At 66.9% G+C, this 14,563-nt stretch carries 17 protein-coding genes; 8 read left to right on the top strand and 9 right to left on the bottom strand.

Annotated features, from left to right (window positions below; translation table 11 throughout):
* Positions 1-838, top strand: an 838-nt coding sequence (locus VIR09_RS08225) for an FAD-dependent monooxygenase (protein ID WP_332012429.1), incomplete at its 5' end; no start/stop codon positions are given.
* Between the two features lie 17 nt (positions 839-855).
* On the opposite strand, the gene trhA is transcribed toward VIR09_RS08225, so the two are convergent.
* On the bottom strand, positions 856-1,500 hold the full coding sequence (trhA, locus tag VIR09_RS08220) for a PAQR family membrane homeostasis protein TrhA (RefSeq protein ID WP_332012428.1): 645 nt from the start codon (positions 1,498-1,500) through the stop codon (positions 856-858).
* A gap of 210 nt (positions 1,501-1,710) precedes the next feature.
* On the opposite strand from trhA, the gene VIR09_RS08215 reads away from it, so the two are divergent.
* Positions 1,711-2,787, top strand: a complete 1,077-nt coding sequence (locus tag VIR09_RS08215) for a PHB depolymerase family esterase (protein ID WP_332012427.1) — start codon at positions 1,711-1,713, stop codon at positions 2,785-2,787.
* Between the two features lie 138 nt (positions 2,788-2,925).
* Entirely contained in the window at positions 2,926-3,447 is a 522-nt protein-coding gene (locus VIR09_RS08210) for a DUF1993 domain-containing protein (protein WP_332012426.1), read from the top strand.
* Here the strand turns inward: VIR09_RS08210 and VIR09_RS08205 are convergent.
* Positions 3,444-3,947: a VOC family protein gene (locus tag VIR09_RS08205; RefSeq protein WP_332012425.1), complete on the bottom strand. Its 504-nt coding sequence runs from the start codon at positions 3,945-3,947 to the stop codon at positions 3,444-3,446. The genes VIR09_RS08210 and VIR09_RS08205 overlap by 4 nt on opposite strands.
* Positions 3,948-4,002: 55 nt before the next feature.
* The gene (locus VIR09_RS08200) at positions 4,003-4,359 is read right to left on the bottom strand and encodes a DUF1428 domain-containing protein (RefSeq protein ID WP_013394962.1); all 357 of its coding nucleotides are present in this window, start codon (positions 4,357-4,359) and stop codon (positions 4,003-4,005) included.
* 170 nt (positions 4,360-4,529) lie between these two features.
* On the opposite strand from VIR09_RS08200, the gene VIR09_RS08195 reads away from it, so the two are divergent.
* Positions 4,530-5,510: a GlxA family transcriptional regulator gene (locus VIR09_RS08195; RefSeq protein ID WP_332012424.1), complete on the top strand. Its 981-nt coding sequence runs from the start codon at positions 4,530-4,532 to the stop codon at positions 5,508-5,510.
* A 60-nt stretch (positions 5,511-5,570) separates the two neighbouring features.
* Here VIR09_RS08195 and VIR09_RS08190 read toward each other — a convergent pair whose 3' ends face one another.
* Entirely contained in the window at positions 5,571-6,125 is a 555-nt protein-coding gene (locus tag VIR09_RS08190) for a hypothetical protein (protein WP_332012423.1), read from the bottom strand.
* A gap of 349 nt (positions 6,126-6,474) precedes the next feature.
* Between VIR09_RS08190 and VIR09_RS08185 the strand changes: the two genes are divergently transcribed.
* On the top strand, positions 6,475-6,954 hold the full coding sequence (locus VIR09_RS08185; RefSeq protein ID WP_041654058.1) for a thioesterase family protein: 480 nt from the start codon (positions 6,475-6,477) through the stop codon (positions 6,952-6,954).
* Between the two features lie 15 nt (positions 6,955-6,969).
* Here VIR09_RS08185 and VIR09_RS08180 read toward each other — a convergent pair whose 3' ends face one another.
* Together VIR09_RS08180 and VIR09_RS08175 are read right to left on the bottom strand one after the other, a co-directional pair.
* Positions 6,970-7,845, bottom strand: coding sequence for a TauD/TfdA dioxygenase family protein (locus tag VIR09_RS08180; protein ID WP_332012422.1), 876 nt, complete (start codon positions 7,843-7,845; stop codon positions 6,970-6,972).
* Between the two features lie 14 nt (positions 7,846-7,859).
* A complete protein-coding gene (locus tag VIR09_RS08175; protein WP_332012421.1) occupies positions 7,860-8,828 on the bottom strand; it encodes a tripartite tricarboxylate transporter substrate binding protein in 969 nt (322 codons plus the stop codon).
* 94 nt (positions 8,829-8,922) lie between these two features.
* Here VIR09_RS08175 and VIR09_RS08170 point away from each other — a divergent pair, with 94 nt between their 5' ends.
* Complete coding sequence (locus tag VIR09_RS08170) at positions 8,923-9,570, top strand: IclR family transcriptional regulator (protein ID WP_332012420.1); 648 nt, start codon at positions 8,923-8,925, stop codon at positions 9,568-9,570.
* A 19-nt stretch (positions 9,571-9,589) separates the two neighbouring features.
* On the opposite strand, the gene VIR09_RS08165 is transcribed toward VIR09_RS08170, so the two are convergent.
* Entirely contained in the window at positions 9,590-9,994 is a 405-nt protein-coding gene (locus VIR09_RS08165) for a RidA family protein (protein WP_332012419.1), read from the bottom strand.
* 140 nt (positions 9,995-10,134) lie between these two features.
* On the opposite strand from VIR09_RS08165, the gene VIR09_RS08160 reads away from it, so the two are divergent.
* Entirely contained in the window at positions 10,135-11,055 is a 921-nt protein-coding gene (locus VIR09_RS08160; protein ID WP_332012418.1) for a LysR family transcriptional regulator, read from the top strand.
* A gap of 46 nt (positions 11,056-11,101) precedes the next feature.
* Here the strand turns inward: VIR09_RS08160 and VIR09_RS08155 are convergent, their stop codons facing one another.
* On the bottom strand, positions 11,102-12,817 hold the full coding sequence (locus tag VIR09_RS08155; protein ID WP_332012417.1) for an N-acyl-D-amino-acid deacylase family protein: 1,716 nt from the start codon (positions 12,815-12,817) through the stop codon (positions 11,102-11,104).
* Between the two features lie 28 nt (positions 12,818-12,845).
* The gene (locus VIR09_RS08150) at positions 12,846-13,856 is read right to left on the bottom strand and encodes a tripartite tricarboxylate transporter substrate binding protein (protein ID WP_332012416.1); all 1,011 of its coding nucleotides are present in this window, start codon (positions 13,854-13,856) and stop codon (positions 12,846-12,848) included.
* Between the two features lie 163 nt (positions 13,857-14,019).
* Between VIR09_RS08150 and VIR09_RS08145 the strand changes: the two genes are divergently transcribed.
* On the top strand, positions 14,020-14,563 hold a 544-nt coding region (locus VIR09_RS08145), incomplete at its 3' end, for a LysR family transcriptional regulator (RefSeq protein ID WP_332012415.1).

The following is a 14,563-nucleotide window of genomic DNA, read 5'->3' as shown; positions in this document are numbered from 1 at the left end:
GGGCGCGGAGTTCTCGTTCGGCTGTCCGGTCGAAACGCTGGAGACTCGCGAGGGCAGGGCGCACGTGACGCATGGCACGGGCGATGCCCGGGCCGAATCCAGTTTCGATGTGTTCGTGGTGGCAGACGGCGCCGCCTCCGCGCTGCGCGAGCAGGTCGGGCTGGCGGCGAGTTCGCGCGCCTACGCGTGGGGCGCGTTGTGGGGCCAATTCTGGACGCCTGGCTGGAGCGGCGCGACGCAGCTATTGCAGCGCTTTCGCGGCACCCGCGAAATGATGGGCCTGCTGCCCACCGAGATCGGCCCGCAGGGCGTGCGCCTGTCGCTGTTCTGGAGCATCCGCCACGATGCCTTGCCGGCCTGGCGCGCCGCGCCCATCGGTGCCTGGAAGGAACGCATGCTGTCCCTGTGGCCCGAGGCCGCGCCCGTGGTGGACCAGATCTCGCGGCACGACGATCTGGCGGTGGCCACATACCGTCATACCTGGCCGCGCGGATTGGCTGCGGGGCCGTATTGCGCGGTGGGGGACGCGGGCCACGCGATGAGCCCCCAGTTGGGCTTGGGAACGACCCTGGCGGTGCTGGATGCGCTGGCGCTGGCAGGGGCCCTGGCGCAGCATGGCGCAGCCGCAGGGCCGGCGCGCTACGCCCGTAGCCGGCTGCTGCCTTCGCGCATGTACCAGACGCTCAGCCGCGCGCTGACGCCTTGCTTCCAGGCTTCGGGGCCGGGCCTATGGCGCGATCTGCTGTTCGGCGGCGGGCTGCTCGTGCCCGGTATGAAGGCGCTGATGAAGCGTGGCCTGCTGGCCATGCCGCAGCCGGGCGGAACCGGCCGCGGCTGAACGATGCGGTACGGCGCTCAGGCCGCGTACCAGAGCACGGCGAAGAAGTGGCAGACCGTGCCGGCGAGCACGAACAGATGCCAGACGAAGTGGCTGTAGCGCCAGCGGTTGTCGAGCACGAAGAAGACCACGCCGCCGGTGTAGGCCAGCCCGCCCGCCACCAGCCACCACAGGCCGCCGGTGGGTACGCGCTCGATCAGCGGATTGACCGCGATGATCACCAGCCAGCCCATCGCCAGGTACAGCCCCGTGGAGATGGCGGGACGGTTGAGCCGCTTGCTGGCTTTCAGCCCCACGCCCAGCAGCGCCATGCCCCAGACCAGGCCGAACAGGGTCCAGCCCCAGGGCCCGCGCAGGGCGCCCAAGGCGAAGGGCGTGTAGGTGCCCGCGATCAGCAGATAGATGGCGGAATGGTCCAGCACGTTGAACAGCTGCTTGGCGCGGCTCTTGGGCAGCGCGTGATAGATGGTGGATGCCAGGTACAGCAGGCACATCGTCGCGGCGAAGACCGCGGCGCCCGCGATGAAGGCGGCATCGCCCTGGCGCACGGCGGCCAGGATCAGGATGGGGGCGGAGGCCACGGCGCCCGCGGCGCCGACGCCGTGGCTGATGGCGTTGGCGATTTCCTCGCCCAGGGTCTGGGGTCTGTCGTTGGGGAACATGAATGCGTCTTGGTTGGTTCAGGGGTACACCTTAGGCGCTTTGGCGCGGCGGCTCAAGCCGGCAAGCGTGCTTGAGCCAGCCGGCGTGCCGTCCGCTTGATCTACTGCAAATCGGGTCGAGCACTGGCGCGCGAAAAGGGCGGTCTGAAAGTTACTCTGTGATACATTCAGCGCGCAAGCAAACGCAGGTTTACTGGCCGAGGCCTCGCAATGGCGCGCAGTTTTACCAATCTGTTTTTCAAGGCCGCGAAGAAGTTCGGCAAGTTGCAGCGCGCCGCAATGCGCATGGCGGTCCCCAAGCCCGCCAAAAAGCGCGGTCCGTCCAAGCCCAAGGCGGCCAAGTCCGCCTCTGCCTCCCGCAGCGCTGCCGCGCCGTCCCTGGGCGCGGGCCGCTGGGAAGCATCGAGGCAGTTCTCCGACAGCAAGGGCCGCCGTCTCACGTTCGCGCGCTACACGCCCGCCGCGGCGGCACGCTCCGGCATGCCGCTGGTGGTGATGCTGCACGGCTGCAGGCAGACCGCGCTGTCGTTCGCCCGCGGTTCGCGCATGAATCAATGGGCCGACGCGGGCGGCTTCATGGTGCTGTATCCGCAGCAATCCATGGCCCGTCAGGTGCAGCGCTGCTGGCGCTGGTTCCAGCCGGACGACGCGCACGGCGGCGCGGAAGCCGACCTGATCGCCGCGCTGATCCGCGCGGAGTGCGCCAGGCATGAGCTGGACCCCGAACGCATCTACATCGCGGGCCTGTCCGCGGGCGCGGGCATGGCCGCGCTGGTGGCCTTGCGGCATCCGCGGCTGATTGCCGCCGTGGCCATGCATTCCGGGCCGGTGGCCGGCGATGCTCACAGCGCCGCCGGCGGCATCGGCACCATGCGGCGCGGCGCCCTCAAGCCGCTGCTGCCCTTGCTGGAACGGGTCGCGGATCCGGCCGTATTCCAGCTCGGCATGCCCGCCATGATTCTGCAAGGGCAACTGGACCCCACGGTGGCGCCGCGCAACGCCAGGCAGTTGTTCGAACAGTTCCGCGCCGTGAACGACCTGCCCCCGGAAAGCGTGCCGGTCGAACGCGTGCTGGGCCTGGGCACCGACAAATCCTACCGCCGCGTGGACATGCTGCGCGGCAGCCGGACGGTGCTGCGGCTATGCGAAATCACGCTCGTGGAGCATGCCTGGAGCGGCGGCGACGCCTCGGTGCGGTACCACGCGCGCAGCGGGCCGGACGCCTCGGCGTTGATCTGGCGCTTCTTCCAGGGACAGCGCCGCGCGGCCCGCGGGCAGGCGGAATAGATCAGGGTCCGGGCGCCGCGTTTGCGAGCGCATCAGGGGCCGGAGCCCGGCCTCCGGCGTGGCGGTAAGATCAGCGTATTCCCCGGCGCGCCGACGCGTCCCGCGCGGGCCGCCCAGTTCCAGTCCGGAGTCTTCATCATGTCTCTTTCCATGTATCAGGCCAGCGTGCCTGCCTTTGTCCGCGGCCTCAACGTCCTGGCCACTCTGCTGCAAAAGGCCGCCGAGCATGCCGCGGCCGCCGGCATGGATCCGGCTGAGCTCATCAATGCCCGCCTGGCGCCGGACATGTATCCGCTGAGCGGCCAGATCCAGCGCGCCAGCGATGCGTCCAAGTTCGCCGTGCAGCGTCTGTCGCGGGTGGAAGCGCCCAAATTCCCCGATGAGGAAACCACCTTCGAGCAATTGCAGCAGCGCATCGCCGCCACCATTGCGTACCTGCAGGAGGTGGCGGCGGACAAGCTGGACGGCGCCGAAGGCCGCAAGGTCACGCTGGCGTTCGGCGACTTCAAGCAGGAATTCCGCGGCGACGACTATCTGCTGACGTTCGCGCTGCCGAACTTCTATTTCCACGTCACCACGGCGTACGCCATCCTGCGCCACGCGGGAGTGAAGATCGGCAAGCTGGATTTCCTGGGGCCGTATCCGCAGCCGGCCGTCTAACCTTGCTTCTTTGACTGATCGCCGCAGCCTTCCATCGGGCCCATCTTCGCCATGTTCTCCTGGACCTCTTCCGGCGTCAGGTCGAACTTGTGCGTGGCGATGGACCAGCGGTGGCCGCAAGGGTCCACCACCTGGCCGTAGCGGTCGCCCCAGAACATGTCCGCCACGGGCATGGTCACCTGGGCCCCGGCCGCCACCGCCTGTTTCATGGCGGCGTCCACATCTTTTACGTAGAGGTGCAGGGTGACAGGCGTGCCTTTCAGCGCCTTCGGGCCCAGGCTGCCCCATTCGGGGAAATCGTCCATCAGCATCATGACGGAATCGCCGATGCGTATGGCGGCATGCATGATTTTGCCGTTGGGGCCGGGCAGCCGCGCCAGTTCCTCGGCGTTGAAAGCCTTTTTGTAGAAGTCGATGGCTTGCGCCGCGCCTTCGCACACGATGTGCGGGGTGAGCGTGTGCATGCCTTCGGGGATGGGTTTGCTTGCAGGGTTAGCCATGGGGTGTCTCCAGAATCTTCAGTTTGAAAGGGCGGGAGGAGGATTCCCGGTCGCCTCAGTTTCCTACCAGCGTGGTGAAGCCGCCCCAGCACATCCGCTTGAAATCGAACACGCCTTCGCAGCAGTTTTCCCCCAGGCGTGGGTCCGCCATGACCTTGGCGTTGATCTCGTCGCGATCCGCCTTGCTGGCGTAGGTGATCCAGGCGAACACCACTGTCTCCCCCTCGCGCGCGCCGGCTGCTGCGCTGAACGAGCCGGCGCCTTCCTTGTCGATATCCTCCGCCACGCATTCGCGGTAATCCAGCGCGCCGTACTCCAGCCAGACTGTCTGCGCCTGTTGGGCCATCTTCCGATAGGTTTCGAGGTTGGCCTTGGGCACAGGCAGCAGGAAACCGTCTACATACTTTTCCATCAGTAACTCCTCGGATCCACGTTGTTCTGTTCCGCGTCAGGAGGCCCGCAAGCCGCCTCTGGCGCAGCCCGGATCTCATTCCGGTAAGTGTCACTTTATCGGGATCGGCGGCAAATTCAGATAGGCAATTGCGACAATCTTGAGGGTGGATTGCGACAGCCGGCAGGCGTATGCTTTGCAGGATGAAAAACGTCGCTTTCCTGCTGCCCCTGGGGGCCAATATCGCCTCGCTGGAGACCGCCAGGCACGGCTTTCTGGTCGCCAACGAATACCTGGCCGCGCACGGGCGCGAACCCAGGTTCACGGTGCGCACCCTGGCCCTGACCCGCGAAGTCCGCCTGGATCAGGGCCGCATCACGGTGCAGGCCGACATGGTTCTGGCGGACGCCCACGACATCGACATCTGCATCGCGCCGCCGCTGTTGGGTTCGGTATCCGACGCAGTGCTGTCGAACCGCGAATTGATCGAATGGCTGTCGCGCCATCACCGCGAGGGCGGCGAAGTCGCCAGCCTGTGCATGGGCGCCGCGCTGCTGGCCGCGGGCGGCGTCCTGGACGGCCAGCAAGCGGTGGTCCATTGGGTGGCGCAGAACCTCTACGCCAGCCTGTTCCCCAGCGTGCAATGGGTCAGCGACCGCATCGTCATGGCGGACAACGGCATCTACACCAGCGGCGGCGCATTTTCCGCGGCGCACCTGGTGCTGCACCTGATCGAAAAATACACCGACCGCGACACCGCCATCTGGTGCGCCAAGTACTTCCAGCTGGACTGGAGCCGCCAGAGCCAGTTGCCGTTTGCGGTGTTCATGGGGCAGAAGTCCCACGCCGACGAGGTCGTGCGCGCGGTGCAGGACTACATCGAAGGCCGCTACACGGAAAAGATCACCGTCGAGGAATTGGCCGATCGCCACGCCATGGGCCGCCGCACGCTGGAGCGGCGCTTCCGTCAGGCCACGGGCAACAGCATCGTGGAATATGTGCAGCGGGTGCGTGTGGAAGCCGCGAAGAAGCGGCTGGAAACCTCGCGCAAGAGCGTGGCCGAAGTCATGTACGAAGTCGGCTACAACGACACCAAGGCCTTCCGCGATATTTTCAACAAGTATTGCGGCATGTCGCCGGTGGGCTACCGGGAACGCTACCACTTCCAGTAGAGGCTTCAGGCCTGATGTCGGCACATTCGCTCATCGCGAAGCTTGCCGATTCGAGGCGGGCTACCTCAGCGTTGCAGCCGATACCCTGTCCGGATACCAGGCGGTGAATTTCATCGCGCCGGCCAGCGCCGCCACCGTCACGGCGATCGCGATGACCTGCGGCAACTGCGGCTGGTACAGCAGCAGCGCGTCGGCCGCCACCATGGTCGCGAAGGCCAGCGCCCAAGCCATCGCGACGGCATAGTTCATGCGGGCGTAGCGGCGATTCTTCCAGACATACTCCGGTTCTTTCTCCCGCGCATACTCCAGGGCGAATGGGCGGCGCAGCGCCAGGGTCAGCAACACCAGGACCAGTATGCCGGCGTCGACCCGCAGGCGCGCCTGGGCGATGGTCCAGGAATCGCCATCGACCATCGGGGCATACAGGGTCAGCCCCATGAACAGCAGCAGCGTGCCGGTTTCCAGGATCTTGATGCGCCGCTCGGGGCTGAGCCAATCGCGCAGCACCAGTCCCGCGGATACGAAGGTGCCAGCCGCAAGTCCTTCCAGTACGCCGACGGTTCTTTCAATGATGACAAACACGATGAATGGCGTGAACGCCAACAGGATATTCATCTTGGTTCCCCGACCTTGAGCGCGCGCTCCTGCGCGTTTGCAGCGTCGCCTTGAGAATCAAGACGCGAACTTGTCTACTTACGCCTGTCCGCCAGGGTGCGGTATATGACGCCGTTCGCCTATCGCCTGGATGGCGGGGCGCGGATGGACCATTTCCCCGGCGGCCTGACGCCGCATCGGCCTTTTGGCCGGCGCCGGCCGGTCGGGGGGAACTAGTACGAGGATGGCGCGCAGCCCGCGGGACTTACAACCTTCGGCTTCATCCCCGGCACGAAGACGCCAGCATTGATCCGCCGGCGGGCGTCGGCTAATGTCATGCGTTGACCGGAACCCTGTCCCCGAGGAAATCATGACATCAGCCCTTCCATCCACGACCTTGAGCGTGGACCCTGCCTGGATCGACGAGTATGGCCACATGAACGCGGCCCATTACGTGGGCATCTTCGACCGCGTCGGCTTCCAGCTGCTGCGCGAGGTGGGAGTGGGGCTGGATTACACCGAGGCCACGCGCTGCGGCATCTACACGATGAATGTGCACGTGGCCTATCTGCGCGAAGTGCTGGCGGGAGATCCCCTGGCGCTGCGCATCCGACTGCTGGAAGCGGATGACAAGCGCCTGCTGTGCCTGATGGAGCTGATGCAGACCCGCGACGGCTATGTCGCGGCCACCATGGAACAGCTATCGCTGCACGTGGATCTGGAAACACGGCGCGCCAAGCCGTTCCCGCCGGAATTGGCGCAGCGGCTGGCGCGCACGGTTGCGGAGCACGCCGCCCAGCCGCTGCCGGCGGGCTATCGGCGGCTCTTGCCGCTGAAGCCGCCGCGCTGAGCCATTGCGGATGGCCTAGCGCGCGACCGCGATCGGCCGGTCGCCCGAGATCGTGGTGCGGTGCATCTCGCGGTCGAAGCCGTCGTAGTCGTTCATCGCCAGGTGCTGGGTGCAGCGGTTGTCCCATAGCGCCAGCGAACCGGGCGTCCAGCGGAAGCGGCAGGTGAATTCCGGCCGCGCCGCATGGCGGTACAGGAATTGCAGGAGGGGCTCGCTTTCTTCCTGGGTCATGCCGTCAAAGCGCAGGGTGTAGGTGCCGTTTACATACAGCGCTTTCCTGCCCGTCGCCGGATGCACGCGCACCACGGGGTGGACCACCTCGCTGGCGGCGCGGTCGTCGGTGCGCACGTCCATCTTGTGGGCCGGGTCGCCGTTGTTCACCACCGCGCCGCCCGCGCCATAGGAGCGGACCGCGCTGTGGACCGCGCCCAGCCCGTCCAGGATCTGTTTCAGCTTGTCCGACAGCGCGTCGTAGGCCCGGTACATGTTTGCCCACATGGTGTCGCCGCCATAGGGCGGTATGACGCGGCCGTATAGCGCCGAGCCCAGCGGCGGCTCTTCGGCGTAGCTCATGTCCGTGTGCCACAGGCCGCCGAACAGGCGCCGGGTGGTTTCCGACTTGCCCTTCATCACGGGCAGGATGGTCGGGTGTCCGTCCAGCGCCCGCACGAACGGCACTTCCAGCAGCTCGCCGAAGCGCGAGCTGAAATCGATGTGCTGCTGCGGCGTCAGTTGCTGGTCGCGGAAGAACACCACCAGATGCTCGTGCAGCGCGGCGCGCACTTCGTCGAATTGATCGTCCGACAACGGCCGCGACAGATCGATGCCGCGGATTTCGGCGCCCAGCGCGCCGGCTATCGGTTGGGTTTCCAGATGGCGATATGTGCTCATGCTTGTCTCCTTGCTCATTGAAGCTTGATCTGCGCCTTGCTGACCAATGCGCCCCATTTGTCGGTTTCCGCGGCGATGTAGCGGCCGAAGTCCGCTGGTCCCTCGGCTGAAATGATGCCGCCCATGGCGTCTATCTGTTCGCGCACGTCCGGCATCGCCAGCACCGCCAGCAGTTCCTTGTTCAAGCGCTCGATGATGGGCTTGGGCGTGGCCGCCGGCGCCAGCACGCCGAACCATCCGGCGATCTCATAGCCCGGCAGGCCGGCCTCGGCCATGGTCGGCACGTCGGGCAACTGCGGCGAGCGCGCCGTGCTGGTGATCGCCAGCGCCCGCAGCTTCCCGGCCTTCACCAACTGCAGCGCCGAGGGCATGTTGTCGAACATCATGGGCACGTGGCCCGCCACCGTGTCGTTCAGGCCCGGCGCGCTGCCGCGGTAAGGCACGTGGGTCAGGCGCAGGCCCGCGGACGAGGCGAACAGTTCGCCCGCCAGGTGCAGCGAGGTGCCCGTGCCGGGCGTGGCGTAGTCCAGCGGCGCCTTCGACTTTTTGGCGTAGGCGATCAGTTCCTGCACCGAGCGCACCGGCAGCGAAGGATTGACCACCAGCAGGTTGGGCACGCTCATCAGCATCGTGACGGGCGCCAGGTCCCGCTGCGGCTTGTAGGGCAGGTCCGGATAGAGGGCGGGGTTGATGGAGATGGGGCCGATATTGCCCATCACGATGGTGTAGCCGTCGGCCGGCTGCTTGACCGCGAAATCGGTGCCTATGTTGCCGCCAGCCCCGGCCTTGTTCTCGACGATGACGGGCTGGCCCAGCCGCTCGCCGAGCTTGTGGCTGACCAGCCGGGCCAGCATGTCCGTCGATCCGCCCGGTGGATAGGGCACGATCCATTTGACCGGCTGCGCGGGCCACGTTGCTTGCGCCGCGGCGGATCCCGTACAGAACACGAGACCCGCCGCCAAGGCGAGTGCGATGCGTTTCATTGATTTGTCTCCTTCCCTGGCTCGCCGGTCTTGCCGGGAGCGTCGTTTATGTGTATTGTTCACCTAGTGATCAAGACGTTTATCAGGTGAACGATTGAAGAATAATAGATCGATTCAGCGGTGTCTATCCATCATGCGGGCCTTCCGCGGCAACGGCCGGCCCACGCTGGCCGAGCTGGCGCGCGCGGTCGACTTGCCGCACGCGACCGTGCTGCGGTTCCTGCAGACGCTGGAAGAAGAGGGCTATGCCGCGCGCGAAGACAGCCGCTGGCGGCTCACGCCGCAGGTCTTCGAACTGGGGTTCGCGGCCATGGAAAGCCTGGGGGTGACGGATGCCGTGCAGGAGATCCTGCAGAACCTGGCTGATGCCTATTCCGGCACTTCCAACCTGGGCGAGGCCAATCCCGAGGGCGTGATCATCATCGGCCGAGCCATGGCGCCGGCCGAGCGCCGCCGCCTGGTGGTGATGAATCTGCGCGTGGGCAGCGTGCTGCCGCCGGCCAGCGCGCTGGCCGGCGGTTTGCGCCTGGCGCCGGGGCATTGGACCCGGTTCGACTACCCGGACAGCAATCAGGTGTCGGTGGCCGTGCCGGTGCCGCAGGCAGGCTCGCGCCTGCTGTCGGTGGGGATATCGGTGGCCGCGCCGGAAGTGGAAGGCGACCGGCTGGAGGCCGACATGGTGCCCGCCTTGCAGCAGGCGGCGCAGACCATCGCCGGGGTGATCCGGGTCGGCGTGGTGTAGGCTTGGCGGGACCGCGGACTCAGTCCTGGGCCGTCTGCGGCAGTTTCGCGATCACCTTGATTTCGAAGTCGAAGCCGTAAAGCCAGGTCACGCCCACCGCGGTCAGGGTCGGGTGCGGCGCTTCGCCCCAATACTCCGGCACGACCTGCCAGATCGTCTCGAACTTGGACGCCGGGTCGACCATGAACACCGTCACGTCGACCACGTCGTCGAAGCTGCAGCCGGCTGCCGCCAGCACGGCTTGCAGGTTGCGGAAGGCAAGCCGGACCTGCGCCTGCAGATCCGGTTCCGGCGTGCCGTCCTCGCGGCTACCCACCTGTCCCGAGACGAACAGGAAGCCATTGGAGCGGATCGCGGGGGAATAGCGGTTGCGCTCATACAGGGCCTGGCGCCCGGGCGGAAAAACGACGTCGCGTTTGGTCATGGTGGTCTCCATTCATGGGCCGCATCCGGCCCGGCATTGACGATGCTGGCACTTTAGGTGGCCCCGGCACCGCGATAAACGGGCAAGTCCAACCATCACTGTTTGTAGAATCCAAATAATCTGGAAGAGCGGGAGCAGAGATGGACCGTTTCGACGCAATGCAGGCGTTTGCCCGCGTGGTGGAAACCGGCAGCTTCACCAAGGCGGCCGAAACCCTGCACATGAGCAAGACCAGCGTGACGCAACTGGTGCAGCAACTGGAGGCGCGCTTGCGCGTCAAGCTGTTGAACCGCACTACGCGCAAGGTCAACGTGACGGCCGATGGCGCCGCCTACTATGAGCGCGTGCTGCGCCTGCTGGCCGACATGGATGATGCCGAGACCAGCCTGTCCGGCGCCGCGGCGGCGCCCAGGGGCCGCTTGCGGGTGGACGTGCCCAGCCCGCTGGCGCGCATGATCCTGGTGCCGGCATTGCCGGCCTTCCACGCGCAGTATCCGGACATCCAGCTGGACATGGGCGTGAGCGACCGGATCGTCGATCTGATCGGCGAGAACGTGGACTGCGTGGTGCGCGGCGGCGAGCTCACCGACCAGTCCCTGATGGCGCGGCGCGTGGGCGACCTGCGGCTCGGCGTCTACGCGGCGCCGGACTACCTGAAGCGCGCCGGCGCGCCCGCGCATCCGCGCGAGCTCGAGGACACGCATCACCGCATCGTGGGCTTTCTGTGGGCGCGCAATGGCAAGGCGCTGCCGTACGCCATGCGCCGCGGCGGCGAAAGCGTCAAGGTGCACGGGCGTTACGTGTTGGCGGTGGACGACGGCAACGCCTATCTGGCCGCCGGCCTGGCCGGGATGGGCGTGCTCTGGCTGCCGGACTACATGTCCCGCGCCCACGTCGAAAGCGGCGAACTGGTGCCGCTGTTCGAGGACTGGCGCCTGGACTCCATGCCGATGTACGTGGCGTTTCCGCCCAACCGGCACGTGAGCGCCAAGCTGCGTGTGTTCATCGACTGGGTTGCCGGGCTGCTGGGCCAGTACATGCCGGAGCCGACCCGCGCATGAGCCCGGCGCGCGCTGCGGGCAGGCCGGAAAGCCTGCCCTATGGGCTTCATGCCTGCTGGCTGCGCGCTCCGCGCAACAGCCTGCCCGGCAGCTCGCCGGTGGCCGCGCCGCCTTCGAAGATGGGCGCGCCGTTGACCAGCGTGGCCACATAGCCGTCGGCGCGCTGGATCAGGCGGCGGCCGCCGCCCGGCAGGTCGAACACCATTTCCGGACAATGCACGCGTACGGCATCGGGATCGATGATGTTGACGTCGGCCTTGTAGCCGGGCTGCAGCAGGCCGCGGTCCAGCAGCCCGTACACGTTGGCGGTGTCGCGCGTCTGGCGCTTGACCACGTGTTCCAGTTCCAGCAGCGGACCGCGGCGGCGGTCGCGGGTCCAGTGGCTGAGCATGAACGTGGGCATGCTCACGTCGCAGATGTAGCCGCAATGCGCGCCGCCGTCGGACAGGCTGTTGACGGTGTTGGGGTGCTGCATGAGCTGGTGCAGGTGGTCCAGGTTCTCATACGAATAGTTGAAGGACGGGTAGTACAGGATCGCCTGGCCATCGTTCTCCAGCATCAGGTCGTACACGATTTCCAGCGGTGCGCGGCCGTCGCGCTGCGCCATGGCGGCCACGCTTTCCTCGGGCAGCGGCTCGTAGTCGGGATCGCTGCCCAGGCGGTAGATCTTGTGGAAGCTGCTGAACAGCGTTTCGGCGCGGCGATCGAGCAGGCCGCGCTGTTCGTTCATGATGCGGCTGCGCGTGGCTGGGTCGCGCAGATGGGCCAGTTTCTCCGCCAGCGGCAGGGCATGCAGCGGCTGGTAGCTGGGATGCGCGATGAACGGATGCAGCGTGCTCTGCCACGAAAACAGTATGCCTAGCGGGCGGCCGCTGATGCCGGCCAGCAGCGGCACGCCTTCGCGGTGCGCGCGGTCCAGGCTGCCGGCGATCTGCTTCCAGACGTCGGGCGCGCCGTCGGTCTGCTGCAGATTGAACAGCACGGGCAGGCGGTTGTGGCGCGCCAGTTGCTCCAGCCAGGGCATTTCGCCTTCCATGGCGGGATGGTTGGCCGTCATCTGGAACACGCCATGCCCGACCTCGCCCATGACCGAGCCGAGCGCGGTGATTTCCTCGCCGGTGGCGAAGGTGCCGGGCGGATACTTGCGCTCGTCGTACTTGTGCAGGAAGGTACGCGAGGTGGAGAAACCGACCGCGCCCGCGACCAGCGCTTCGCGCACCACTTCCCGCATGGCGATCAGGTCGGCGGGCGAGGCCTCGTCGTGGTGGATGGCGCGCTCGCCCATCACGTAGGCGCGCACCGCGCTGTGCGGGATCTGCGCGCCCACGTCCAGCGCCTTGGGGCGGCGGTCCAGCGCGTCCAGGTATTCGGGAAAGGTCTCCCAGTCCCACTGGATGCCTTCGGACAGCACCGAGCCGGGTATGTCCTCGACGCCCTCCATGACCTTGATCAGCCACTCGCGCCGCTCGGGCTTGACGGGGGCGAAGCCCACCCCGCAATTGCCCATGATGGCGGTGGTGACGCCGTGCCAGGTGGACGGGCTGAGGTACGGGTCCCAGGTGGCCTGGCCATCGTAGTGGGTGTGGATATCGACCCAGCCCGGCGCCACCAGACAGCCGTCGGCGCGGATCTCGCGCCGCGCCGCGCCGGCCCTGCCTTCGGCCTGGACCACGCGTCCGTCTTCTATGGCCAGGTCCGCCTGGTAGCGGGGCCGCCCCGAACCATCGACGATCGTGCCGCCGCGTATGACCAGATCATGCATTGCGTTCTCCTTTCGATACGCGCCAGAGTTACTGAAGGACCAGGCCGATGCGCTTGATCACGGCGCCCCAGCGTTCGCTGTCCTGCTGGACGATCTGCGCGAATTCCTTGGGTCCCGCGCCGCTGACTTCGTTGCCCTGTGACACGATGCTCTGGGTCACCTCGGGCGAGTCCAGCGCTTCGCGGAAGACCTGGGCCACGCGCTCGGCCAGCGCCGGCGGCATGTCGCCGGGGCCGAAGATGCCTTGCCAGCCGACGATGTCCAGCCCGGGTATGCCTTGCTCCTTCAGGGTGGGCAGGTCCGGCAGCACGCTCAGGCGGCGGTCGGTGGCCGGGCCCAGCAGCTTGACCTTGCCGGCGCGCGCGTTCTCCACGGCGGTGGCCGTGCCGTCGAAGTAGACCTGGACCTCGCCCGCCAGCAGCGCGCGGCTGGCGTCGGCGGTGCCCTTGTAGGGCACGTGCACGATGTCGATGCCGGTCTGCTGCTTCAGGATCTCGCCGTTCAGATGCGAGGTGGACCCGGGGCTGTAGGAAGCGAAATTCAGCTTGCCCGGATGGGCCCGGGCATAGTCGATCATCTGCGCCGTGGTCGAGAACGGCGCGTCCTTGTTGGCGACCAGCACGGTGGCCGAGCGCACCACCTGGATGACCGGAGTGAAATCCTTCACCGGGTCGTAGGGCAGCTTCTTGTAGAGATGCGGATTCTGCGTGTGGGTGACGACGATGGTGTAGAGCAGGGTGTAGCCGTCGGGGTTGGCGCGGGCCACTTCCTGCGCGCCTATCATGGTGCCGGCGCCGGGCTTGTTGTCGACGATGACCGGCGCGCCGGTGCGCTGCGTGACCTTCATCGCCAACATGCGCGCCAGCGCGTCCGACCCGGATCCGGCCGGAAACGGCACCACCAGGCGGATGGGCTTGCCCCCGCCCGGCCAGGGCGGCGCCTGGGTGACGGGGGCGGCAGCCGCCGAAAGACAGGCCAGGGCGCCCAGCATCGCAGCCCCGCTGCTGCCCAACAGCTTCAAAAACGACTTGCGGTCCATGTTGTCTCCTCCTGGGGGGTAGGCAATGTCTTGCATTGCTCTGGAATGAGGTTCACCACAGGGCGGCCGGTGCTGCATTTTTTCCGTCGCGGCAAGTCTTTTGTAGTCTTGCGTTTGCGCCCAATCAAATGCATATTTAGTCCAATATTGATGAGAAAAATACATGAGCCTCACAATACGGTCGCTCCAGCACTACGCCGTGCTCGCCGAGGAAAAGCACTACTCCCGCGCCGCGCAAAGGCTGCATCTGACGCAGTCCGCGCTGACGCGCAGCATCCAGTCGCTGGAAGACTCGCTGGGGCTGGTGCTGGTGGACCGGGCGTCCACGGGCGTCACGCCCACGCAGGCCGGGCGCATGGTGCTGGAGCGTGCGCAGCGCATCCTGGGAGAAACCCGCGACCTGCGGCGCGAAGCCGAACTGATCCGCGGCCACGACACGGGCCGCGTGAACCTGGGCGTGGGGGCGTTTCCGGCGGCCGGCTTCCTGTCGCCACTGTTGGTGCGCATCGCACGCGAGCATCCAGGCCTGAGCGTGCACGTCGAGATCGAAAGCTGGCAGCGCCTGCTGGAAAAGCTGCAGCAGGACAAGCTGGATCTGGCCGTGGCGGTGACGCACAGCCTGCCGCCGCCCGGCGATTTCACCGTGCGGCCCTTGCCGCCGCAGCATGGCGGCCTGTTCACCCGCGCCGGCCATCCGCTGCAGGGCC

Source organism: Achromobacter sp., from assembly GCF_036567245.1.
In the GTDB taxonomy this organism is placed as follows: Bacteria; Pseudomonadota; Gammaproteobacteria; order Burkholderiales; family Burkholderiaceae_B; genus Achromobacter.
Note: the sequence above shows the minus strand (reverse complement) of the source record. Positions and strands in the feature narration are given on the sequence as shown.